The sequence below is a fragment of the Streptomyces sparsogenes subsp. cuspidosporus genome (assembly GCF_039532705.1).
GTDB lineage: Bacteria > Actinomycetota > Actinomycetes > Streptomycetales > Streptomycetaceae > Streptomyces > Streptomyces sparsogenes.
Genome location: NZ_BAAASD010000060.1, coordinates 18,663 through 42,224 on the forward strand (window position 1 = coordinate 18,663; position 23,562 = coordinate 42,224).

General features: G+C 69.4%; 22 protein-coding genes and 1 pseudogene. 13 read left to right on the forward strand and 10 right to left on the reverse strand.

From position 1 onward, the window contains the following. The first annotated feature begins 6 nt into the window (after positions 1–6). The 3 genes from ABFY07_RS39050 (at position 7) to ABFY07_RS39060 (ending at position 2,909) form a co-directional block, all read left to right on the forward strand. Positions 7–675, forward strand: coding sequence for a DUF3105 domain-containing protein (locus ABFY07_RS39050; protein ID WP_346179027.1), 669 nt, complete (start codon positions 7–9; stop codon positions 673–675). Then, positions 672–1,415: a DUF305 domain-containing protein gene (locus ABFY07_RS39055; protein ID WP_346179028.1), complete on the forward strand. Its 744-nt coding sequence runs from the start codon at positions 672–674 to the stop codon at positions 1,413–1,415. Before ABFY07_RS39050 ends, ABFY07_RS39055 begins: the two co-directional genes overlap by 4 nt. 189 nt (positions 1,416–1,604) lie before the next feature. Continuing rightward, positions 1,605–2,909, forward strand: a complete 1,305-nt coding sequence (locus ABFY07_RS39060) for a hypothetical protein (RefSeq protein WP_346179029.1) — start codon at positions 1,605–1,607, stop codon at positions 2,907–2,909. A gap of 95 nt (positions 2,910–3,004) precedes the next feature. Here ABFY07_RS39060 and ABFY07_RS39065 read toward each other — a convergent pair whose 3' ends face one another. From ABFY07_RS39065 to ABFY07_RS39080, 4 genes are all read right to left on the reverse strand, one after another. After that, positions 3,005–5,245 carry a tetratricopeptide repeat protein gene (locus tag ABFY07_RS39065; protein WP_346179030.1) on the reverse strand — a complete coding sequence of 747 codons (2,241 nt, stop codon included), beginning with the start codon at positions 5,243–5,245 and terminating at the stop codon, positions 3,005–3,007. Between the two features lie 164 nt (positions 5,246–5,409). Beyond that, positions 5,410–6,216 carry a phosphotransferase gene (locus ABFY07_RS39070; protein WP_346179031.1) on the reverse strand — a complete coding sequence of 269 codons (807 nt, stop codon included), beginning with the start codon at positions 6,214–6,216 and terminating at the stop codon, positions 5,410–5,412. Between the two features lie 52 nt (positions 6,217–6,268). Next, positions 6,269–7,222, reverse strand: a complete 954-nt coding sequence (locus ABFY07_RS39075) for an FAD-dependent oxidoreductase (RefSeq protein ID WP_346179032.1) — start codon at positions 7,220–7,222, stop codon at positions 6,269–6,271. Between the two features lie 10 nt (positions 7,223–7,232). Next, positions 7,233–8,678 carry an NsdA family TPR-like regulatory protein gene (locus ABFY07_RS39080; RefSeq protein WP_346179033.1) on the reverse strand — a complete coding sequence of 482 codons (1,446 nt, stop codon included), beginning with the start codon at positions 8,676–8,678 and terminating at the stop codon, positions 7,233–7,235. Positions 8,679–8,900: 222 nt separating this feature from the next. Here ABFY07_RS39080 and ABFY07_RS39085 point away from each other — a divergent pair, with 222 nt between their 5' ends. Genes ABFY07_RS39085 through ABFY07_RS39125 form a run of 9 tightly spaced genes read left to right on the forward strand, consistent with a single transcriptional unit; the run spans position 8,901 to position 18,194 of the window. Further along, complete coding sequence (locus ABFY07_RS39085; RefSeq protein ID WP_346179034.1) at positions 8,901–9,458, forward strand: ATP-binding protein; 558 nt, start codon at positions 8,901–8,903, stop codon at positions 9,456–9,458. After that, on the forward strand, positions 9,455–10,750 hold the full coding sequence (locus ABFY07_RS39090; protein WP_346179035.1) for a glycosyltransferase family 4 protein: 1,296 nt from the start codon (positions 9,455–9,457) through the stop codon (positions 10,748–10,750). The genes ABFY07_RS39085 and ABFY07_RS39090 overlap by 4 nt, the downstream gene beginning before the upstream one ends. After that, entirely contained in the window at positions 10,747–11,745 is a 999-nt protein-coding gene (locus tag ABFY07_RS39095) for a D-2-hydroxyacid dehydrogenase (RefSeq protein ID WP_346179036.1), read from the forward strand. Before ABFY07_RS39090 ends, ABFY07_RS39095 begins: the two co-directional genes overlap by 4 nt. Before the next feature lie 5 nt (positions 11,746–11,750). Continuing rightward, positions 11,751–12,866, forward strand: coding sequence for a radical SAM protein (locus tag ABFY07_RS39100; RefSeq protein WP_346179037.1), 1,116 nt, complete (start codon positions 11,751–11,753; stop codon positions 12,864–12,866). Continuing rightward, positions 12,863–13,990 (forward strand): hypothetical protein, encoded by a 1,128-nt coding sequence (locus ABFY07_RS39105; RefSeq protein WP_346179038.1) that lies wholly within the window; start codon positions 12,863–12,865, stop codon positions 13,988–13,990. Before ABFY07_RS39100 ends, ABFY07_RS39105 begins: the two co-directional genes overlap by 4 nt. A 30-nt stretch (positions 13,991–14,020) precedes the next feature. Beyond that, positions 14,021–14,830 (forward strand): radical SAM protein, encoded by an 810-nt coding sequence (locus ABFY07_RS39110; protein ID WP_346179039.1) that lies wholly within the window; start codon positions 14,021–14,023, stop codon positions 14,828–14,830. A gap of 16 nt (positions 14,831–14,846) precedes the next feature. Further along, on the forward strand, positions 14,847–16,577 hold the full coding sequence (locus ABFY07_RS39115; protein ID WP_346179040.1) for a carbamoyltransferase C-terminal domain-containing protein: 1,731 nt from the start codon (positions 14,847–14,849) through the stop codon (positions 16,575–16,577). Positions 16,578–16,587: 10 nt separating this feature from the next. Then, the gene (locus ABFY07_RS39120; protein ID WP_346179041.1) at positions 16,588–17,208 is read left to right on the forward strand and encodes an HD domain-containing protein; all 621 of its coding nucleotides are present in this window, start codon (positions 16,588–16,590) and stop codon (positions 17,206–17,208) included. Further along, entirely contained in the window at positions 17,205–18,194 is a 990-nt protein-coding gene (locus tag ABFY07_RS39125) for a glycosyltransferase (RefSeq protein ID WP_346179042.1), read from the forward strand. Before ABFY07_RS39120 ends, ABFY07_RS39125 begins: the two co-directional genes overlap by 4 nt. Positions 18,195–18,201: 7 nt before the next feature. Here the strand turns inward: ABFY07_RS39125 and gltX are convergent, their stop codons facing one another. Next, the gene (gltX, locus tag ABFY07_RS39130; protein WP_346179043.1) at positions 18,202–19,566 is read right to left on the reverse strand and encodes a glutamate--tRNA ligase; all 1,365 of its coding nucleotides are present in this window, start codon (positions 19,564–19,566) and stop codon (positions 18,202–18,204) included. Between the two features lie 177 nt (positions 19,567–19,743). Here gltX and ABFY07_RS39135 point away from each other — a divergent pair, with 177 nt between their 5' ends. Then, positions 19,744–20,487, forward strand: coding sequence for an SAM-dependent methyltransferase (locus tag ABFY07_RS39135; RefSeq protein WP_346179044.1), 744 nt, complete (start codon positions 19,744–19,746; stop codon positions 20,485–20,487). Between the two features lie 110 nt (positions 20,488–20,597). Here the strand turns inward: ABFY07_RS39135 and ABFY07_RS39140 are convergent, their stop codons facing one another. From ABFY07_RS39140 to ABFY07_RS39160, 5 genes and pseudogenes are all read right to left on the reverse strand, one after another. Then, positions 20,598–21,857, reverse strand: a complete 1,260-nt coding sequence (locus tag ABFY07_RS39140; RefSeq protein WP_346179045.1) for a cytochrome P450 family protein — start codon at positions 21,855–21,857, stop codon at positions 20,598–20,600. Beyond that, the gene (locus ABFY07_RS39145) at positions 21,854–22,471 is read right to left on the reverse strand and encodes a GTP-binding protein (RefSeq protein ID WP_346179046.1); all 618 of its coding nucleotides are present in this window, start codon (positions 22,469–22,471) and stop codon (positions 21,854–21,856) included. The genes ABFY07_RS39140 and ABFY07_RS39145 overlap by 4 nt, the downstream gene beginning before the upstream one ends. After that, a complete protein-coding gene (locus ABFY07_RS39150) occupies positions 22,452–22,814 on the reverse strand; it encodes a DUF742 domain-containing protein (RefSeq protein WP_065962244.1) in 363 nt (120 codons plus the stop codon). Before ABFY07_RS39150 ends, ABFY07_RS39145 begins: the two co-directional genes overlap by 20 nt. Continuing rightward, entirely contained in the window at positions 22,811–23,230 is a 420-nt protein-coding gene (locus ABFY07_RS39155) for a roadblock/LC7 domain-containing protein (RefSeq protein WP_065962243.1), read from the reverse strand. The genes ABFY07_RS39150 and ABFY07_RS39155 overlap by 4 nt, the downstream gene beginning before the upstream one ends. Positions 23,231–23,244: 14 nt before the next feature. Then, positions 23,245–23,562: pseudogene (locus ABFY07_RS39160) on the reverse strand (ATP-binding protein); the annotation flags it as partial.

Sequence of the window (23,562 nt, forward strand, 5' to 3'; positions counted from 1 at the left end):
CAAGCCATGGCTTCCAAGGGATCGAAGACGAAGAACGCGGCCGCCGCGCGCCGCGAGAAAATCGAGGAGTTGCGCCGCGCCGAGCGGGCCCGCGACCGCCGCTACCGCATCATCACGGTCGTCTCCTGCGTGGTGATCGTCGTCGGGCTGGTCGTCGGCGGCTACTTCATCGTCGACGCCACCAAGGACAAGGACGACAAGGCCAAGGCGGTGACGATGGCCACCGTCAAGACCGGGGAATTCAAGGGCATGAAGACCTGGAAGAACCTCGGCCGGACCCACGTCAACGGCACGGTGGACTACCCGATGTCGCCGCCGGTCGGCGGAAACCACAACCAGGTCTGGCAGAACTGCAACGGCGATGTGTACAAGAAGCCGATAACCAAGGAGAACGCGGTGCACTCCCTGGAGCACGGCGCCGTGTGGGTCACCTACACCGACAAGGCGTCCGCCAAGGACATAACCGCGCTCGAGAAGCGCGTGCAGCAGACCCCGTACTCCATGATCAGCCCCTACCAGGACCAGGACGCCCCGATCCTGCTCAACGCCTGGGGCCTCCAGCTGAAGGTCGACTCGGCGGACGACCCGCGCGTGGCGGACTTCTTCAAGGAGTACGTGCAGGGCAAGCAGACCCAGGAGCCGGGCGCCGCGTGCACCGGGGGTAAGGCGGCATGACGGACACCGGCCAACCGGCGGACACCCTCGGCCCGGGACGCCAGCCGCTGATAGCGGGCGTCGCCGCCGCGCTCGCCCTGCTGACCCTGGTGGCGGTGGGCGTGCTGTGGTTCACGGCGGACCGCTCCGACGGCACGACCGGGCCGTCGAAGCCGAACGACACCTCCGCGGAAGCCGGTTTCGCCCGGGACATGTCCATCCACCACCAGCAGGCGGTGGAGATGTCGTTCATCGTGCGCGAGGACACGAAGGACGAGGACGTGGACCGCCTCGCGTACGACATCATCAACACCCAGGCCAATCAGCGCGGGATGATGCTCGGCTGGCTGGACTTGTGGGGGCTCCCCAAGACCTCGGAGGACCCCCCGATGACCTGGATGAAGGACCTCGCCTCGGGGCAGTCGGGCGACTCCATGGACCACGACTCGATGGACTCGATGGACTCGATGGGGCACGACGGCACCTACAAGCCGCACGACGGGTCCCTGATGCCCGGCATGGCCACCAACACCCAGCTCGACGCGTTGCGCAAGGCCAGGGGCCGGGCCGCCGAGGTGATGTTCCTGCGGCTGATGATCGCCCACCACAAGGGCGGGATCGACATGGCCGAGGGAGCGGTCAAGCTGGCCAAGGACCCGACGGTCAAGCGTCTGGCGCAGGGCATGGTCGCCGGCCAGCAGTCGGAAATCCAGCTCATGAACGACATGCTCAAGGAGCGCGGCGCCAAGCCCGTGTCGTAACCCGCCCCGCGGGTCTCCTCCGGCGTTCCCCCACGGCGCCCCTCCTCCCGGAGGGGCGCCTTGTGCTTGCCCGCAAGGTTTCGGCAAGGGCGGAACAAGCCCTTCGCCTTCGCCGCCGGGCATCCCGCCGTCAGAAGCAGTTCACGCGGACTGCTCACGCGGACTGTTCACGCGGACAGGGGGAGTCTCATGTCAGTGATATCGGCGGTATCGGCGATCGGCGCGTCCCGGGAGGACGGAGGGGCGGCTCGCGGGCGCGAGTGGCTGACGCTGCCGGGGCGCAAGCGTGTCCTGGTCGTCGCGCACACCGTGACCTTCGCCAGGCGGCTGCGCGAGGCGTTCTCGCTCCTGGAGTCGGACTTCCGGGTCCAGGTCGTCTTCACGGCGCCGCCGCACGAGTTCGGCGACGGCGTCGCCCGCTACCTCAGGCGGCTGGGGAGCGCGGTCCTGCCGTGGGAGGAGGCGGTGCGGATGTCCTTCGACCTGGCGCTGGCGGCGGGGTCGCGGCATGTGGAGCGGGTCCGTGCCCCGCTGATCACGATGGCGCACGGGGCGAGCTACCTGAAGCTGGTCCCGGCGCCGCCCAGGCCGAGCGCCGGGCCGGACACCGGGCCTGACACCGACCCGGCCGCCGGCCCGACGACGCTGGTCGCGGGGCTCAGCAGGGAGTACTTCGTCGCGGACGGCAGGGTCGTGCCCGCCGCCGTGGCCGTACCGCACCGGGACGACCTGGACGCGCTGGCGCGCTCGTGCCCGGAGGTGCTGCCGGTGGCCCATGTGGTCGGCGACCCGGTCCACGACCGCATACGGGCAAGCCTGCCACTGCGCGACGCCTACCGCCGCGCGCTCGGCCTGCGGGAGGGGCAGAAGCTGATCGCGGTCGCCTCCACCTGGGGCCCGCGGTCGTCCTTCGGCGGCTTCGAGGCGCTGCTGCCGCGCCTGCTGGGCGAGTTGCGGCCGCCGGAGCACCGGGTGGCCGTCCTCGTCCACCCCAATGTGTGGTCGGGGCACGGGCCGTGGCAGGTACGGGCGTGGCTGGCACGCTGCGGGCCGTCGGGCATCGGGCTGGTGCCGCCGGAGGCGGACTGGCGCTCCGTGCTGATCGCGGCGGACTGGATCATCGGGGACCACGGCTCGGTCACCCTGTACGGGACGCTCACCGGCGCGCCGATCCTGCTGGCCGCGTCCCCGCAGCAGGAGATCAACCCCGCCTCCCCGGCCGCGGCCCTCGCGGCGACCGCCCCCGCGCTCTCACCCGCCCACCCGCTGGTGAGCCAGCTCGAATACGCGCGCGCCGAGTTCCGCCGCCAGGACTACGAGGCGATCGCCGCGCGCATCACCTCCGAGCCGGGCGGATTCAACCGGAACATGCGGGCGCTGATGTACCGGCTGCTCGGCCTGGGCCAGCCGGCCCACGCCCCCACGACCCGACCGCTGCCCGAGCCGCCGCCGCTGGACACCTGGACGGGGACCGACGCGGAGGCGACGGCGTGACGCGACGGCCCGGCCGGGGCCTGCTCGGCGGGGCCCTGCCTGACCGGGACCTGCCCAACCGGGACCTGCCCGGCGGGGGCCTGCCCGGCGGGGGCCTAGTCGCCCGCCTGCCCCAGCCCGTCGAGCCGCTGCCGTAACCGGTCGGCGTCGCGCGAGCCCGCCGCCGTGTAGAGGGCCAGCGAGGCCTCGTAGCGGCGGCGGGCGGTCTCGGGGTCGGCATGGGCCTGCGCGGCCCGCCCGGACAGCTCCAGGGCCCGGGCCTGCCAGTGCACGGCGCCCGCCGCGGCGAACGTGCGCTCCGCGCGGTCGAGTTCGGCCTGCCCCGTCTCGTACGCCCCCGCGAGGGCATGCGCGTACCCCAGGAACGCCTGGGCCCGGGCCGCGTCGTACGGATCCCTTACGGCCAGAAGCCCGGCGTGCGCCCGCTCGAAGTACCGGACGGCACGCGCGGCGCCCCGCGCCCCGCGCCCCGGCTGGGGGGCACCGTCCGGGCCGGTGTCCGGGACCGGCCCGGCACCCGGCGCCGGGTCCGAACCAGCACCCGAAAGCGAATCGGCACCGGCATCCAGGGCCGCATCCAGGGCGATCTCGCCGAGGATGATCCGGGCCAGGGCCGCGCCGCGCGGATAGCCGCAGCGTTCCCACACCTCGATGGCGGCCTCCAGGTGCCGTACGGCCTCCCGCGGCCGCCCGGCGTCGCGCCAGCATCCGCCGAGGCCGTGCAGCGCCTGCCCCTCCTCGCGCGCGTCGCAGGCCGCGCGAGCCGCCGCCAGGGAGCGCTCGTACCAGCTGATCGCGTCGGCCGTGCGGCCGGCGCCGCGCAGGCCGATGGCGCCGCAGTTGAGCATCTGGCGCTCGGCGGCCGGGTGCCCGGCCCGCCGGGCGGCGGCCAGGCCCAGCTCGTGGGCCTCGATCCACAGGTCGTACGGGCGCAGCCGCAGGAAGAGCGGCCACATCGCGTCCACCAGCTGCCAGGCCCTGCCGTCCCAGCCGTGGTCGGCCGCGCAGCGGGCGGCGGCCATGAGTCCGGTGCGGTGGGCGTCCAGCCAGGCCAGCGCCCCCGCGTCGTCGTCGAAGGGGACGGGGAGGCCGGGCGGTAGGTGGTCGCGCTCCAGCACCGCCTGGGCCGGTGTCAGCCGCCGCTGCGCCTCCGTCGCGGTGGCCAGGTGCCAGTCGACCACCCGGCGCAGGGTCTCCTCGCGGGTCCGCTCGCTCTCGTCCGCGGTGGCCCGCCCCCGGGCGTGCAGCCGCACCAGGTCGTGGAAGCGGAAGGTGTCCGGGCCGATGTCCTCCAGCAGGTTGGCCTCGACCAGCGCGTCGAGCGCCCGGTCGGCCTCCTCCGGGGACACCGCGCAGGCCGCGGCGGCGACACAGGTGTCGAAGACGGGCATCGGCAGCAGCCCGAGCCGCCGGTAGAGCCGCGCAGCCTCCTCGTCCAGCACCGCGTACGACCCGTCCAGAGCGCTCTGCACCGCCGTCTCCCCTTCGATCGTCAGCACCGCCAGTCGTGTCTGGTCCCGCGCGAGCGCGTCCGCCATGGCGCGCACCGGCTGCCGGGGCCGCGAGGCCAGGCGCGCGGACGCCAGGCACACGGCGAGCGGCAGGCCGCCGCACAGCTCCGCCACCTTCCCGGCGGCGGCCTCGTCGCGCTCGAACCGCTCCCGGCCGATCCCCCGGGTCAGCAGCTCGACGGCGGCCTCCCGGTCGAGCAGGCCCAGTTGGTGGAAGACCGCCCCGTCGGTACGCAGCCCGGTCAGCCGCGCCCGGCTGGTCACCACGGCCAGGCTGCCCTCGCCGCCGGGCAGCAGCGGCCTGGCCTGGGCGGCGGTGTAGGCGTTGTCCAGCATCACGGCGAGCCGCAGCCCGGCGGTCACCGAGCGCCACAGTGCCGTCTGTTCAGCCAGCTCCGCGGGCACCTGCCCGACACCCAGGGCGCGCAGGAACTGGCCGAGCACCTCGGTGGGCGGCGCCGGGCCGTCGGGCGAGTGGCCCCGCAGGTCGGCGTACAGATGACCGTCCGGAAACCGATCCGCGCCGCCCTCGCCCCCGGCCGGCCCGCGCAGCCAGCGCGACACCAGCGCCGTCTTCCCCACCCCCGCCGGCCCGCTGACCACGATCAGCGGCGCCGCCGCCGCGAGCTCGTCCAGCGCCGCGAGGTCCCTCTTGCGGTCGGTGAAGTGCGCCGATACGGGCAACAGTTGGCGCGGCACGGGAGGCCGGGCGGGCGGCGGGGCGGGGCTGGTGTGGAGGTGGATGCCCCCGTGAACGTCGCGCGCCTGCACGCTGGGCCCGTCAATCCGCGCCCCGCCCCCGATCGCGTTCCCCTGCGGGTCCATCAGCCGCCCCCCGTTCCCGCACCGCAGCCCCCGGCGCGGCGCTCATCGGCTCCCCTAGGCCAACTGCCCCGTACACAGAGCATGATCCGGCGCGACGACGCCTAACCCATCCCCGCGGACGACGGCCGGATCGCATGCCTGTTCCGGTGTTCCGGCCGAGGCGGTTAATCGCTGCTGACAGCGACGCCACGGTGTGCCGCCCATGCCCGTGCCGCTTCGGCCATATCGGCGAGCCATGGTGCGTCGAGGTGCCGCGCGGCGAACGACGCGGTCATGCGAGCGTTGGCTGCGGCAAACGCGTCGATGGCTCGCGGGTCTGCGTCGGTCCATGCCTTGCACACCGACACCCACCCCTCGGCGCCGGCGGCGGTGTGTCCGGCCGCGATGAGCTGCACAACGAGGCACGCCGGATCGATGAACGCAGCGCCACGAGTCGGCCATGACCAGTCCACAGCCCACGCCCGGTCATCCCCGATCACCACGTTATCGGGGTTGATATCGGTGAAAAGCAGCGTCGCGCCGTCGAAAAGCTCGGCATCGTCACCGGCAAACCGATCCCACCGGGATTCGCGCCAGTTCGCGGCCTCGGCCGGCAGGGCAAGCTCCCTGAAACGGTCGACGACAGCGACGACCGCCCCGAGATCGGGTGAGTCCGGCTCGAAGCGGGAGGGACGCGCCTCGATGACGTCGAACCCGAGCGCGAGCCACTCGTCGCCCTCGGCGTGCCATCGCAACGCGGGCGAAACCACACCGCGCACAGACGGATTGACCAGCCTTTCCCGCACGAGGGACGCGCGCCGACCGCCGGGCCGGTTGCGGCATGCCTTGACGAACACGGGCCCGGTCTCGCACGTGACCAGAGCGGTGACGTCCGAGCTGTTGCCACGAGTGGTCGGCCGCACCTCGTACTGCTCGCCGGTGAAGAGGCGGACGAGCGCCCACAGGCTGTCGCTATCGGGATTGTTCGCCATCAGTTCCGCCCATATCTGGGGCATCACGAGACCGCCAGGGGCGCCGGAGCACTCAGAATTCACCAATAAGCCCCTTCACCTCAGCTGCGCACCCCCAGGACAGGGTCACGCCGGCTCCACCATGACCATAGTTGTGCACTAACGGCGTTCCGTCCGGCAGCCGGTCTACCTCCACCCGCACGGTGTCACGAGTCGGACGGGCGCCAACACGATGCTCCAGTATCTCAGCGCTGATGAGTCGTGGTTCGACCTCCGCGCACCGGGTGAGAATGCCAGCCGCCGCATTCTCGTCCGCCTCCAAGTCTCCAATACCCTCGATCGCAGTGCCGCCCAGCACGACGGTCTCGCCGTGTGGATAGATACACAGCAGATCAGGAGACAGGCCGGTGTCTTCCGAAAAGAACTCGGTCAGGCCCGGGTTACCGACAATGACATGTTGTCCGCGGATCGGCCGCAATTCCGCGTCAGACGTCAACGCGCTTGCACCCAGGCCCGTGCAGTTCACCACCACTGAAGTCTGCCCGGCATCGGCAAATGAAGAAAGCCGGCGCTGCTCGGTCGTCCCACCTGCTTCCCTCAGACGACGCTGCAAATAATCCAGGTACACCGGCATGTCGATCAGCGGCACGGTGAACCTGTAGCCGCAGGTGAAACCGGCCGGAAGCTCAGTTGGCTCCACTGGGCGGAAACCAGGCAAAGCTCTGGCCCAGTCCGGAGGGCTCTCTGCATCTCGGGAAGCCTCGATCCCACTGGTGAGCCGCACCCCAGCACCGGGGGCATCGGCCAGGTCGCGGAAGACCTCAAGGGAGTGCTGACTCCACTGGGCGACCTTGTCCTTCGGCTCAACCAGATACGGCCCCCACATCGCCCCGGCGGCCAGCGACGTCACGCCGGGCAGCTCGTCAGCAATCACATGCACCCTCGCCCCCGCTTCGGCTAGGACGACGGCGGTGGTGAGACCCGATACGCCAGCCCCCAGGACGACGACACGCTCGCTTCCCCTCATAGTCTCGACTCTAATGGGGACGCTGATGACCGGCACGGTGCTGAGCGAGGATCTGTTCCAGGCCGGGCAGAAAGCCGCTGACATGGGCGTTGCGCTGACGGCGCCGGAGGTCGGCGGCAAGCTGTCGTAACAAGGCGGTGCTGCGCGGAGAGTGGACGGTTTCCAGCCGTACGGCGGCAGTCTGGCCGACCTGACAAGCCAGTTCCAGTTCTCCCCGAGCGCTATGCGCAAGAGCGAGCCAGGTGCCCTCGAAAAGAGCCCGGCGTTGGCGGCCGGAGTCACTGCGGCTTGCGTTATATGCACCGGTTTCCAGCAAGGCAGCCCCCTGTGCGATATTCCCTCTGGCGAGTTTGGTGCCACCGTCACGCTGTTGCGTCCGCCCGAGTTGAATCAGCGCGTATCCAGCCTGGCAGTCGAGGTGGTTGTCGGTGAGGAAATACATCCACCGAGGCTCCTCCCCACTGCCGCGCCGCTCAATCAGTTCCCGGGCTGCCCCGCGCGTGCGGTGGAAGTCGGTGGTGCGGCCGGCGGTCGCGTAGGCGTAGGCCAAACGAGACAGGACCGAGGCCCGTACGGCGATAGGGGCCGCGTCGCTGGCCCGGCGGGCGGCTTCACCGAGGACGATGGCGTCAGCGGGGTGGCCTCGGCTGGCAGCCTGGAAGGACAAGTCAGCCAGGATGTGTGCGCACAGCGGCAGGTCGTTGACCTGGTGGGCGGCTCGCAGGGCGGTGACGAAGTACCGCTGAGCCATACCGTGGTCAGTGGCGTCGAAGGCCATCCATCCGGCGAGCTGGCCGATCTCAGCGAGCGCCCGGACCAGGCGGGTGGCGACGTCGGACGAATGGCCGCCCTCATGAATGAGCAGGCCCACGGCCCGGAACTGCGCTCCCACGTAGGGCAGGTGACGGGCACCACCGTGTTCGTCGTCGAGCAGTTGAAGTAGAGGCAGGTTCTGTTCCACCTGCTCCACGAGCGGATCCGCTCCCAGCCCTGTCGTGATGCGCAGTGTGTACGCCCCACGCCCAGCCGTACCATCGAGGTACTGGGATACGACGGCGGTCAGGCCGGAGCCCGAGATCGCCAGGAAGCGTCGCCGGTCGACGAGTCCGCCCAGCACCCAGTCCTCCACGATCTGTCCCAGGCCTTGAACCGTCCAGGGACGTGCGAGATCGGTGTCGGCCGGTACAAGCATCAGGGAGTCCCCCGCCCGACCCTGCCAAAGCTCGGCCACCGATATGGCCCGGCCCAGTTCCTGGGATAGCACATAGGCGACCATGGCGGGCAGTGGCGAACGAGGCAGTGCACCCGCGTCTCGCCAGTGGTACGGGGCCGTCTCGGCCACCGTACCCAGGCCGAACACCCGGTTCAGTTTGCGGGCCAGCGCCTTCGGGCTCCAGCCAAGCTCGTCCAGGCACGCAGTGAGCACGGCGTTCGGCTCCCCCGAGCGCACCCCCATGGCTAATCACCTCACGGTCCCCCCACGGATCCCGGACCTGGGATCCATCTCATAGTGATGCCTCGGTCACCGTTAGCAAGTACGACTCTCATCAAGTTGACCCGGTTGACCGATCGATCGGCTGCTGCCGCCCCGCCCCCGTCGGCTGTCCTGGGAGCAGCAGCAGGAGGGCATCGCCCTCACTGCTCACGGATCAGGACTGATCAAGAAGGGGCCCGGGTCTTGGACATCAGCACCCGCATCTCCGGAGCCCGCTCGTGCCCGGCGTTCCTCAGGGGACAAACGCCGACGGTTGAGCGGCGCTCAACCGGCCAGGAGGCAGCAGGCTGCCTGGTCATGGACCTGCCGTTCAGCCCGCTGGCGGCCGACGCCGCTCGCATAGCGGTAGCCGCCGCGCTGGTCGGATACGAACCGGGCGACCTGATCGATGAGGCTCGGCTGATCTGCTCGGAGCTGGCCACCAACGCATTGCAGTCAGGCAGTCCGCCTGTGGTGCTCACGGTCGACTGGGCAGCTCCGCCACAGGGCGGACTTGATGTCGAGATCACCGTCACCGACGGCGGCCATGGCCATGCGCGCCCGCCGGAACATCGCACTCACGCCACTCTGCCCGCGGACAACGCGGAGGAAGGGCGCGGGCTGTTCCTCGTCCAGACCCTTGCTACGGCCTGGTCCCTGGACCTCGGTGCCGAAGCTTCACGGGCCTGGTGTCTGCTGCGCATCGCCTGTGGCAGCGACCAAGCTCACGCACCTGCGATCAATGGAAGGACCTCGCAGTGACCGCAGACAGCTCCCGCCAGGTTGATGAGGTACGGATCGACACTCGGCCCACCGCCTCAGACGCAGCCATCCCTCCGCGCGTGATCGTCGCGTTGCACGAAGGCTTCTACGGTGCGAGCTCCGGTACGGGCTTCAGCAACCGCGCTTTTCTCCTAGCACTCACGCGATTGCTGCCCTCCGGTCGCCTTGTGGTGATGCCGGCCCATGTCTCAGCCGACCAACCCGGTCACGACAGGCAGTGGGCCGCTCATCTATGGCCGTTGCTGAGGTCGGCTGAGGCGGAAGTCGTTCCGATTGGTCAGGGCGAGACGTTCGTGGACTCCGTACGCGGACGCGACAAGCTCTGCAGTCTCGTCGGTGCCAAAGCAGCCCGCGTCGCCGCCCTCTCGGGCCGCTCTCTTCTCATCGGCCTCGACGTTCCCTTGCTGGGGCTCGGCTCATACGTACCCCAGGATGTGGACCTGCTGCTCGTTCCTCGCTCCAGCGCAGCCCTGACGCATGCCCACGATCGTGCCCGGGTCCGCTGGGAACGTGCGGGGTTGCGTTCAGCGGTGGCGCACGGTGGTCTCATTGCGGCGATCTCTCAGCACATGCGCCAGCACCTGACGGCCGAGTACGGCATCCCCGGGCGAGCCCTGCTCGACCTGCCCAACGGACTGGTGTCACATGACGTGGCTACCGGGCCAGGGCTTCCCTTACCGGCTCGGGCCCGGGCCGGATTCCTGCTGGCGATGGGCCGGGCCGTCCCGGAGAAAGGTTTCGAGGATCTCCTGCACGCTCTGTCCTTGCTACGGCAGCGGTCTGTCCGGCTCCCGCATCTGGTCCTGATCGCGGGGAGTACCACACCGGGCCAAGACCGCTACCTGAGCCTCCTGGACAGGCTCATTCGTGAGTATCGGCTGAATACGACGCTGATCACGCGTTTCCGCACGGCCGCTCGTAGCTGGTTGCGTAGCCCGGCGCTGCGTGCGGTGATTGTTCCGTCCCGTATCGAGCCGTTCGGCCGGATCCCGCTGGAAGCCTTCGCCGCTCAGGCCGGACCGGTAGTCGCCACCAGCGCCGGGGGCTTGGCACAGACCGTCCTCGACGGCGTCACCGGCTTCACTGCCGCCCCCGGTGACTCCGAGTCCCTGGCGGCCGCGATTCAACGCGCACTGACCCTAACGCCACGCGAGCGCGAACAGCTCGCCAGCGCCGGGGCCGCGCTCGTAGCCAGTCGGCACGACTACGTCACCACCATCCACGCCGCTCTTGCCCGGTGTGCGCCCTGGTCGATGGCGGAGGCCCAGTGAACAACCTTGTGGTGCTTGTGTGCCTGGAATCTCCGCATGCTTTCTGGAACCTGTCCGGCGAGCACGAGGAATCTCTGCGGGCTGCCTTCCCCTCCGTCCGCTTCCGTACTGCCTCTGAAGAGACGATCACCGAGTATCTGCCCGAGGCGCAGGTGTACTTGGGCTGGCGCTTTCAACCCGAGTGGTTCGGTCTGGCGCCGCGTCTGGGCTGGATCGCCTCTCCGGCAGCAGGTACCGACCACCTCCCCATTACAGAGGCGCAGACCGCAGGCGTCACCGTGACCCGCGCTTATGGGTTTCACGGTCGTCCGATGGCCGAGCATGCGATGGGCATGCTCCTCGGCTTCTCTCGTGGTCTGTTCACCAGCAGCCGTCTTCAGCGGACTCAAGGATGGTGGAAGGACGAGCTCGCCGAGGAGTTCTTCGACCTGGCGGACGCCACTATGGCCATCGTCGGGTGCGGCAGCATCGGCGCACATCTCGCCCGGACTGCCAGGGCCTTCGGCATGCACGTACTCGGCGTACGGCGGAACCCGCCTACCTCCGACCCCGACGGCATGGTCTGGATGGGTACGGACTGCATTCTGCAAGCGGTCGGCACTGCGGATGTGGTCGTTGACCTCCTTCCCGCCACCGACGCAACGCGTTACTTCTTCGACTGCGATGTCTTCGCTGCTTTCAAGCCCAGGTCGCTCTTCATCAACCTCGGCCGGGCCTCCACCGTCGACCAGACCGCGCTGCTTGAGGCACTGAACACCGGACGGCTCCGGGGCGCCGCACTGGACGTGACCGACCCCCGCCCACTGCCCATGGATCATCCACTGAGGCGGCACCCACGTGTCGTGCTCAGTCCGAAGAGCGCCACCTTCTCGCGCACCTACATGGACGACGCCGTGGCGTTCTTCGCCGACAACCTTCGCCGCTACCTCGCCGGAGCGCCGCTCAACGGCGTGGTCACGGCGCCGCCAGCGCCCACATCCACCACAGGAGGTTGAAATCGATGCTCACCGTCGGCCATAACGACGTGCTCGCAGCCTTCGCTGCCACCGGCCGCCACCATCCCTACCTCGCCTTCACCCTGAACTCGCTGTGCAATCTGGACTGCGTCTTCTGCAAGCCACGCTGCATGCCGGACTACGGCCACAAGGACCGGCCGCTCAGCATCGCCGATTACGCCGCCATCGCCCGGGAGGCCGGTACGTGGCAGGTCAAAAAGGCCCACTGCTCCGGCGGAGAGCCGTCCCTGCGTGCCGACATCCTCGACGTCATCGGAGTCCTCGCCGACGGCCTCGGCCCGGATGCCTCAATCGGCATGACCAGCCACGGCAATCTCCGCAAGGGACTCAGCGTCGAGCAGTTCCAGCAGGCCGGCCTGACATACCTGAACGTCAGCCTGCACAGTCTCGACCCGGCCCGCTCGTCCACGATCATGGGCGGTGGCGATCCCCGTCAGGCCCGAACCACCATTGACACAGCCCTTGCGCTCGGCCTGAGCGTGAAGATCAACTGCGTACTCCAGCGCACCTACCTGAACGACGCCTTCGAAGTCGCCGAACTCGCCAAGTCCCTCCCCATCGCGGTCCGGCTCATCGAGCTCCAGAACATCGGCCCCGCGCAGGCACTGTTCGACGCGGAATTCGTCTCCGAGGCCGAGGCCCGCGGACAACTCACCAAATGGTTCGCCGATGCCGGAGAGGTCTCCCGGGGTGACCTCGGCGTCCGCAGCCCGGGACGGTACCTCCAACCCATGGGCTGGGCCGGATCCATCGGCTTCATCTCCAATTCCAGCTGCGCGACCTGCTCTGACGCCAACCGCATCAAGATCACGCCTACCGGCGTGGCCCGCCCCTGCATCCTGCACAACCGCGACCTCTCTCTGAAGCCCCACCTCGCCAACGACACCCTCTCCGACGCCTTTGGCCACCTGTTCCGAGCAATGCTGGAACGCAACAGCAACGAGGCGTGGCAGGGGTACCACTACGTCGACTACGACCTGCGCTGGGATCGCATGGAGCGTCCCGAGGGGGCTCCTGTCCTGCCCTTGCTGCCCGTTGCCGGGGCCGATACGGGCAGGTTGTGCGCCGCCCGTCTTCCTCAGCCTGGGGAGGAGCAGTGACGGCCGCGCCCACCGCGGCTTCGCCGATGTACGAGGACCTCGGCGCTCTGTACGCGCGTGAGCTGACCCGCCACGGCATCCAGACGGCGATGCTCACCCACAAGTGGCAGCGATCCGACTTGCTCGCCCCACACTCCGACCTCGATGTAAGAGTCCTGCTGGACAAGCCGCCTGCCGACTGGCTGGAGTGGAACCGACGTCTGGCTGCGGCCCACAGTGCTGCCATCGGCCACTCGCCCAGCAACCGACGGTTGCTGGAACATCCACCCGGCTTCGCCTTCACCGTCTCCGAGGTCCATCGGCGCCGCGTTTCCCCGCCGGAACTGGCAACCTGGACGTTGATTGACGGCCACGCACCGACTCTTCAGCGCTGGAAGTCCCACGCCCAGATGGTTCCGTGGAGCCGCACGGACGAGCGCTTCTACCGTGCGATCCTCGACGCTCGGCTCGACGGGCGCTACCAGCTGACTGCCGACAGCACCGACAACGTCACCTCGGACTTGCCCGGCTACCACCGGCATTGCATCGCCTGGCACTACCTCGCTCCCTGCTGGTTCGCCGCGGCAGCACTGGCCACCCGTACCCGCTGCCCGGGGAAGTCCGCCGCTCTGCGACAGTGGCGCCCCTCCGGTCTGGAGCGGTACGCGGAGAGGTTCCTCCATTACGCGCACGTCGACCAGGCCGGGGCGGCGGGCCGAGCACCAGCCATACGGGACATGCTGCGAGCAGCCGACCGCGCGGTGAACGCGGCCATGCGCCACATTCCCACGCCTGAGTCGAGCGAGGAACTCGCTGATGCCGAGGACTCACGGACTGTGACCCGGACGATGACCGCCGCCATGCTCCGCGTCCGCGTCGCCCGGTGGCTGTACTACTTGAACCCGCCTCCCGGCGTCGCGACCGACTACCTCATCGCCCGCGAGGCCAAAGAGCTCCGGGCCGCAGCCGAGGTCCTGCGCTCGATGGCCACCAAAGAGGCTGCCCCCGAACAGCACCTGGCCACCCGCATGGTCAGCCTGCTGCCCACCGGCCCTACTACTCCCGCCGTCCTGCGCGACGCCCTCACCGCCTGGGACCGCGAACGCACCCTGGTCGAGGACTTCCTCACCCTGCACAGCACGTAAGTGGCCCTCGTATCTCAAGGAGCCGATCCCATGCCGAACGCGCCTGTTCGCGAACGGATCCTGAAGACCGCCAAAATCAAGATCACGACGAAGTGCAACCGCTCATGCGACTTCTGCATATTCGCCAACGGCGCGCAAGGCGAGAATATGCCGCCGGAGACGTTCTCCACCATCCTGGACCGACTACAGACCATCCCCTTCCGGCAGCTCCACATCAACGGCGGCGAGCCGACCGTCCACCGCGACTTCCCGGACCTCAGCAGCCTCGCCCGCAAACGCCTCCCGGACAAGGTCATGGTGCTCGGCACCAACGCCATCACCTTGGCGCGCAACAAGCCCCTGATGGAGGCCACACTGGCTTCCTACGACCAAGTCCTGATCGGCTGCGACGACGAGCACGGCAACTACGCAGAGGTGCACACCGTCGTACCGGCCCTCCGGGCCGCCGGCAAGACCGTCGTAGTAAACAGCGTCCTCGAAGGGATCAGCCAGGACCGCCTCACGCGGCTCGCCGAGCTGTGCACCGCCTACGGGGCGATCCACGTCACCAACCACGTCCACCACATTGATGTCGGCCAGCCGGCCAACACTCTTGGTGGCCTGTGCGCCCGCTACCTCGACCAGCACCTCATGATCGAAGTCGACGGGTCCTGCTACCGCTGCTTCAACGCCATGGCCAAGGACGACAGCGAGTTCACGGTCTGGGACCACGACTTCGCGGTCAAGGTCTTCGCACCGCGCCGTCACCACTACCGCTTCTGCGGCAAATGCCATGAGTACAGCGACTCTGGCGCGTCCGTCATACCGGTCCCGCTGCCCCTGCCCATCACCACGACCTGACCGGAGGCACCAGACCATGCCCACAGTCCTCGGCCTGAACTTCCACCATGACACCTCCGTCGCCCTCATCGTCGACGGTCGCCTGTACGCCGCTGAAGAAGAACGCTGGAGCGGCATCAAGCATCACCGCCAGCCACACCACCGCAAGGCCACTCTCACGGCACCCACCCATTCCCTCGCCTGGTGCCTGGACGCCGCAGGCATCGATCCGGAGGACATCGAGGCCGTATGGACCCCCTCCATGCGCCCCACTCCCGCTGCCGGATGGTGGCTGGCCGAGGAACGCGACGAGCTCGCGGCCTTGCTGCCCTCCTCGCTTGGCGAACACCTGCGCCTGATCTCCCACCACACCGCACACGCCATGGCCGGGTACCTGCTCTCCGGCATCGATCACGCAGCAGGGCTGGTCATCGACGCCGGGGGATCCTCCCTCGGGGCCGACTTCGGACCCGGCCGGGAACGCATCACCGGCTACGACCTGCACCCCGACCGCGTCGACCGGATCCACCAAGCCATGCCGATCCTCGTCCCCGGCCCTGCGGGACCCCGCCGTGTCCACTCATCCCTCGGCCACTTCTACCGCAATCTCGCGCTACGCCTGATCCCACCCGGCGACGAGCCCGAAGGCAGCATGATGGCACTTGCCGCCCTCGGCCACCCCGACCGCTACCGCGATGCATTACGCTCTCTGATCCGCCTCGGCACGGACGGTGACGTCCGCATCGCTCATCCCTGGGGCTCTGCGGACACCGAAACCCCGCTGGTCATCGGGCGACGTGCATGGACCATCAACGCCGCAGCCGCCGCCTCCCTGACCGATCGCGCCGACCTGGCCGCCGCCGTTCAGGAAACCTTCGCCCAAGCCGTCACCCACATCGCTCGTCACCTGCAACGACTCACGGGCGCGAGCACCCTGGTCTTTTCCGGTGGATGCGCCCTGAACTCCCACCTCAACGGCCGCCTCGCTGCCGACGCGGGCTTCGACAACCTCTTCGTCGCCCCCGCACCCCACGACGCCGGCACGGCCCTCGGCGCAGCACTCTACGCCTGGCATTACCAGCTCGGCCAGCCCCGCCTCCCGGTCCCCACCGGCGCTGCCTGGGGGCCGGAACCCGAGCCAGGCCCAGCCCTCACCACACCCACCGGGTACCGAGCCCTGTCCAGACTCGGCGATCAGCTCGTGCCCGTCGTGGCGGCCCTGCTCGCCGACCACCGCATCGTCGGGTGGGTCCGGGGCCCCATGGAATTCGGCCCTCGCGCCCTCGGCCACCGCTCGATCCTCGCCCATCCCGGCCGCGCGGACACCCGCGACCGTCTCAACGCGATCAAGCAACGAGCCGCATACCGGCCCTTCGCCCCGGCCGTCCTCGCCGAGTACGTGTCCGACTGGTTCATGACTACGGGCGACCCGTTCATGAACCGCGTCGCCCAGGTCCGCCGCTGCCGCGCCGATCGCATCGCAGCGGTCGTCCACCGTGATGGCACCGCTCGCCTGCAAACCGTCACCAACGATCACAGTGGTCTCCGCCCCCTCTTGGAGGAGTTCCACCGCCGCACCGGCCTCCCCCTCTTGCTGAACACCTCGCTCAACCGCAAGGGCACTCCGATCCTTAGAACCGCGGAACAGGCAGCCCAGGCCACAGCGGAGCTCGGTCTGGACGCCGTTGCCGTCAACGACACGCTTCTGCTCGCCGACCGCGTCCCCCTCCCCGACGATGCCCGGCTGGGTGCTGTAGCCGAGAGGTGAACCCAACCCCATGACCCCCGAAACCACTGCCATCCTGAACGCCCTCGGGGCTTCGACATGGCCTGAAGCTGACCGCGTCCGTGCCGAAAAGGCCGCTGCTCTGGCGATCACCGCCTACGCCGACTACACCCGCGACCAGGGCACGCCTTACGTCGACCACCCGCTCGCCGTGGTCGCCGTTCTCCGGGCAGAGCTCAAGGTCACCGCGCCAAGTACCCTCCTTCTCGGCCTGCTCCACGATGCGCTGGAGGTCTCCCCGTCAGTTGCCCCATTGCTTACGACCTGCCTGGGGGAAGACTTCGTCAGCGTTCTCCAGGCCATGACCCCGGATCACCGCCTGCAGCAGCGCAACAAGCAACTTGGCGATGAGACAGCTTGGCGAGCGAAGACGTCCAGGCTCGGCCCCGAGCCCTTGCTCATACGCCTCGCAGACCGGATCCACAACCTTCGCGACCTGCGGAACTCCCCCGACAGCGGCCGCCGTGAGCGGTTCATCACCGCACTGATCGAGTTTTACTTGCCGCTCGCCAAATCCGCCCGCCTCGCCAGCACCCAACTGAACGCGGCCTGCTCACTGCTACAGGCGGAATTCGAGCATTACGAACACCGTGTTCCGGAGGCCGGACCATGAAGATAGTCGCCCACTCCCTGAACCCGGTCGGGCGAACGGGCGGCCGGGCCTACCTGCGCATGCTCCACGACGTCACGGCCGATCAAGTCGAGTGGCACACCGCCCCCGATTACAAGCGCATCTACCGAACCCGCCGCTGGCGCAAGCTCCGGCACCTCGCCCGCCTCGCGCCCACCATCCACGCCCTGAGGCACAGGCCCGGCCTTTTCGTCTGGGACGACCTCAGCCTCCTGCTCTTCACCCCACACATGCGCGCACGCACCATCTTCGTCTTCCATCACTACGAACCACTCCAGCACGACTCGGCCCCGGTCGAAGCGATGCTGTGGCAGCGCCTGTTCGTAGTTCTCCCGCAATGCGCGGCGGTGGTCTGCGTCTCCCCGTACTGGGCACAGTTCCTGCGCGACCGCGGCGTACCCGATGTCCAGGTCATCTACAACGCTTTCGACCTGGCAGAGATCGACCACGCCCGTGCCCTCGACCGTCAGGCCTGCCGAAACGGGTTCGGCCTCGCCCCCGAGACCATCGCTGTTTACGCCGGCAAGGCCGTGCACTGGAAGGGCACCGAAAGCGTCACCGCTGCCCTCCGAGCCGATCCCAGACTCATAGTGATCACCACCGGCAGCAACACCATCGACTCCGCCACCGCCCACTACGACCTGCCCCGCGCTCCCTATCTGCGTCTGCTCAGAGCCTGTGATGTCGGCGTGTTCGCTCCGCAGATGCAGGAGGGGTGGAGCCGCTGCGCGGCCGAAGCGCTGCTCCTGGGGTTGCCCAGTCTCATCCGCCCCATCGCCGGCCTCGGCGACCTGGCCCATCTCACCAAGCAGCCCGCGCCCGACTTCGGCTGCCTTCGTGAGCAGATCTACGAGCGGGCCACCACGCCTGAAGCGGAGGCGAAGGCCTCCTACGAGGCCCTCGCCCGCTTCGATCAACACTATTTCGCCGCAGCCTGGAACCGCGTCCTGCGCCAGGCCGCAGCCTGATCCACCGCTACGCCGCCAAGCGCTCCTGAGCCGCGTTCAGTCGGCCCAGCACTCGATCCCGGCCGAGCACCTCCAGCGACTCGAACAGCGGCAGCCCCACCGTGCGGCCCATCACCGCGACACGGACCGGAGCCTGGGCCTTGCCCAGCTTCAGTCCGTGACGCGCGGCCACAGCCTCCAGCGCGGCCTTCAACGGTTCGGCCTTCCAGTCCGTCGCGGCCAGCTCGGTCCGAGCATCCCGCAGCAGCTCCGCAGCACCCGGCTTCATCGCCTTGTTCCACGACGCCTCGTCGTCCACCGGCTCGTCCAGGAACAGGAAGTCGACGTACTTGGTGATCTCCGAGAGCACCGAGAGCCGCGTCTGAGCCAAGGGCGCCACCGCCTCGAACACCGCCTGGTCGTATCGCTCCTCCGCCCACGGCGCGTACGGGGCCCTGAGCCACGGCGCGCACGCGGCGACGAAAGCCTCCGAAGCCAGCCCGCGGATGTACTCACCGTTGAACGCGGACAGCTTCTTCACATCGAAGAACGCTGGAGAAGTACCCACGTCCTCGACGCGGAACAGTCGCTCCAGCTCCTCATACGGCCGGATCTCGCGGTCCTCGCCAGGCCCCCAGCCCAGCAACATCAAGTAGTTCGTCATCGCCTCCGGCAGATAGCCTTCGGCCAGGTAGTCCTCCAGCGCCACCTTGTCCCGGCGCTTGGAGAGCTTCTGCCGCTTTTCGTTCACGATCACCGGCAGATGCGCCCACACCGGAGCCTTCGCCCCCAGCGCCTCCCACAGCAACTGCTGCTTCGGCGTATTCGACAGGTGCTCCTCACCTCGGATGACCTGCGTGATCCCCTCATCCAGGTCATCAACCACATTGGCGATCAGGAACACCGGCGAACCGTCCCCACGCGCGATCACGAAGTCCTCGATCGCACTGTTCGGGAACGCCGGCTTCCCCCGGACGAGGTCGACCACCACGGTCTCCCCCTCATCGGGCGTCCGGAACCGCAAGGCCCGCCCCGCCTCGTACACCAGCCCCCGGTCTCGGCAGAACCCGTCGTACCCCAGGTGCTCCGACCCCGTGCGCTCCTTCAGCTGCTCCCGCGTGCAGTCGCAGTAGTAGGCCTTCCCCGCCGCGTACAGCTGCTCAGCGGCCTCTCGATGCCGGCCGGCGTTCTGCGACTGGAAGTACGGCCCTTCGAACGCCGGATCCGACTCGTTGATCCCAATGGCCGCCAGCGCGCTGATGATCCCCTCGACCCACTCAGGCTGGTTCCGCGCCGCATCCGTGTCCTCGATCCGCAGCACGAACCGCCCGCCGGACTGTCGCGCCACCGCCCAGTTGTAGAGCGCGGACCGGGCACCACCCACGTGGAACATACCGGTAGGAGATGGGGCGAAACGAACACGAACTGGGGCATCAGACATGCCACAGAGCCTACCGAGACGGTCGCCCCTTCAAGGAGCATCGCGCATTACCCCCCGTACTCTCCTCCGCTCGGGCACGGGAGCGAAAACAAGGTGCGCACGACCCCGGCCGGTTGGCACGCTGCGCTGATGAATCGTGAAGAGATGTCCCGCATCGCTCATACCCAGCACCCGATCAAGTCCCCGCTCGACGACGACTCGGTCGCCCGGCTGCTGGAGCGCGGACTCCCGAAAGACGGCGGCCGGGTGCTGGACCTCGGGTGTGGGGGAGGGGAATGGCTGCTGCGGGCGCTGGCCGTGCGGCCGGGGCTGCGGGCCGAGGGGGTGGACACCTCGGAGGTCGCCCTGGCGCAGGCCGATGCCGCGGCGAGGGAGCGCGGGGTGCGGGAGCGGCTTGTGCTTCACCATCAGAAGGCCGAGGAGTTCGTGTCCGCGGAGCCGTTCGACGTGGTGCTCAGCTTCGGGGCCGCGCATGCCTTCGGTGGTCTGCTCCCCACCCTCGCCGCGGCCCGTCGGCACCTGGCTCCCGGCGGCCGGGTCATGATCGGGGACGGGTTCTGGGAGCGTCCCCCGTCGCAGGAGGCCATCGAGATGCTCGGGGACTTCGCCGACCTGGCGACCACCGTGGATCGTGTGGTCGCCGAGGGGTGGACTCCCATCGACGGGCACGTCAGCACGCGTCATGAGTTGGACGCCTATGAGTGGGCCTGCTGGGGTTCGCTGGCGGAGTGGGCGCTGGACCACCCTGCCGATCCGGACAGCTCGTACGCGCTCGAGATGGCCGGGACCCGGCGCCGGGAATGGCTGCATGTCTACCGGGAGGCCTTTGGTTTCGTCTCCCTGGTGCTGCGGCGGACGCCCGACGGCGCCTGAGGCCGTCCATCCGCCCCCCGCCGGTCCGCCGAGCGACCCGCCCGCGCCGGTCCGCCGGCCCGCCGAGCCGCCCGCGGCCCGTTCCGGGCGCGGGCCGCTCGGTCGGACGGTCAGCTGAAGGCGGGGGTGAACTGGACGGGGATGGCGGACAGGCCGCGCATCATCAGGGTGGAGCGCCACTCCAGTTCCTCGGGGGCGACGGCGAGCGTCACGTCCGGGAGGCGGTCGATCAGGACCTCGATGGCGGCCATGGCGATGGCCTCGGCCAGGTCGCGGGCGGCCGGGGGGCAGCCGTGGGTGCCGTGGCTGAAGGCCATGTGGGCCTGGTTGCCGGCCGCGCCGGCCCGGAAGTCGGGGCGTACGTCGGGGTCGGCGTTGGCCGCGGCGAGGCTCAGCATCAGGCAGTCGCCCTTCCTGATGTGGCGTCCGCCGAGCATGGTGTCCTCGGCGGCCCAGCGGCCGATCCAGTTGGGCACCGGGGTGGCCTCCCACAGCACCTCGTTGAGCGCCTGGCCGACGCTGCGCCGCCCGCCGGACATGGTGACGGCGAACCGCTCGTCGGTGAGCATCAGCCGCAGCGCGTTGCCGATCAGGTCGACGGTGGGCTGGTGGGCGGCGTAGACGTTGCCCAGGAGGTCGTTGATGATCTCGTCGTCGGTGAGGCCCGCCGGGTGGTGGGTGAGGACCGTGGAGATGTTTTTGCGGTCCGGGTTGGCCCGGGCCTGCTCCATCAGCGCGACCATCTTGTCGACCATCTTCTGGTGCGCCTCCGGCCCTCCCTTCCCGCTGACCAGGTCCACTGTGACCTGCTGGAGCTCGGCGGACTCGGCCTCGTCGAGACCGTACATGCGGTTGAGCACCCGCAGCGGGATCTGGACGGCGTAATCGGCCATCAGATCGGCGCTGCCGCTGCCCGCGAAGGCGTCGATCAGCTGGTCGGCGACGCGCTCGCACATCGCGCGCAGCTCGAACGGGTCCACGACCTCCATGCTGTCGATGACCGCCTCGGCCCGCCGCTCGTGTTCGGCGCCCTCGGTGAACAGCATGGTCGGCCGGTAGCCGACGAACGTCATCAGCTCCCAGTCGGGCGGGACCCGGTCCCAGGAGTGCCAGCGGCGCGAGTCCCGGGCGAACACGTTGGGGTCGCCCGTGACCCGCACCATCTCCCGGTAGCCGAGCACCATCCAGACGGGGATCCCGCCCTCGAGCAGCACGGGGACGACCGGGCCGTGGTCGCGGCGGAGCTGCCGGTAGAGCCCGTCCGGGTCCCGGCGGAGCCGCTCGGGGTCCAGCGGCACGGCGTCCGGCTGCTCGGGCCAGCCGGTGGCGGACGGGTCCTCGTGTGGTGGCGTGGGGTCCGGGGTGGTCACGCGGTGCTCTCCAGGGCGGCGGAGGAGGTGGACAGGGAGTACAGGTGCTTGACGAGTTCGACCAGCACGGCCTTGCTGGAGTCGCGCTCGCGGGCGTCGCAGTCGACGATCGGGACGTCGGGCGGCAGGTCGAGGGCCGCGCGCACCTCCTCCAGGGTGTGCTGCGGTTCGCCGAAGTTGTTGCGGGCGACGATGAACGGGGTGCCGTGGTGCTCCAGCCGGTCGATGGCGTACCAGGAGTCGGACAGCCGGTTGGTGTCCACCAGCACGACCGCGCCCAGGGTGCCCATGAACAGCCGGTCCCACAGGAACCAGAACCGCTCCTGGCCGGGGGCGCCGAACAGATAGAGCACCATCTGCTCGTCCAGGCTGATGCGGCCGAAGTCGAAGGCGACGGTCGTCGTGGTCTTGTCCTGCACCAGCGACGCGTCGTCGATCCCGACGCCCGCCTGGGTCATGGTCTCCTCGGTGCTCAGCGGGCGGATCTCGCTGACGGACCGGACCATGGTCGTCTTTCCGACCCCGAAGCCCCCGACAATCACGATCTTGAGGCCGTCGCGCGCGGTGCGGCTCAGCGGCGCGTGCTCGCGGGCATCAGAGGTTTTGGAGTGCAACGAGCACCTTCTTCAGCATCTCGGGTTCGGGCAGCCGCGTGTCGGCGCGGACCACCTGGGGATGGCGAGCGGTGATCTTTCCCATGTCGAGCAGGTCGCACAGCAGGATCTTCACGACGCTGACCGGCAGCCCCAGGTAGGAGGCGATCTCCACGACGGCCAGCGGACGGTGGCACATCCGCAGGATCTTGGCGTGCTCGGACTGCATGCCCGGGCTGGGCTCGCTCTCGCTGACGATGAGCGTGACCATGTCGAACACGTTCTCGTCCACGACCCGGCTGCGACCGCCGGTGACGGTGTACAGCCGGTCCGGATCCTCGCTGTCGACGGCGCCACGGATCATGCGGTGGCCCCGCCGCCCGCGGCCACGCGGGGCGCGGCGCGCAGATGGTCACCGATCTGCTCGACCAGCTCGTTCATGTTGTGGCCGATGATGCCGACGTCGGCCTCGTCCTCCGCGATGACCGCGAGGTGGGCGCCCTCGCCGGCCTCCACGATGAACAGGATCCCGCCGTGGAACTCCGTCATCGACTGCCGGACGCCGCCGCTGCCGTCGCCGAACTCGATGGACGCGCCGTGGGACAGGCTCTGGATACCCGAGGCGATGGCCGCCAGCTGGTCGGCCTGGTCGAGGGAGAGGCCGGAGGTGAGGCACAGTTTCAGACCGTCCCTGGAGAGGACCAGGGCGTGCCGGGCGCCGGGGGTCTTCTTCAGCAGGTTCTCCAGCAACCAGTCCAAGCTGCGATCTGTGGTGTTCATCGGGGTTCCTTCTGTCACGGCTTGTCGTTCTCGGGGGACGGGGAGGCTTCGGCCGGGTCGGCCGCGGTCCCGGCACCGGCACCGGGGGTGGTGGTGCCACGGGAGCCGCCGCGGGTGGCCTGGCGGAAGGCGCCGAGGCGGGCGGCGTCGGGGCGCGGCCGGGGGGAGGCGGCGGACGGCGGCTTGAGCGGCTCGCCGGGGAGCGAGCGGGAGGCGGCGGCCAGCGTCTCGCCGCGGCGGCGCTTGGGCAGTCCGCTGGGCGCCTCGCCGCGCGGGCTCGGCACGGCGGCGGACGGGGCGGCCGGGGTGGCGGGGGCGGCCGGGGTGGCGGT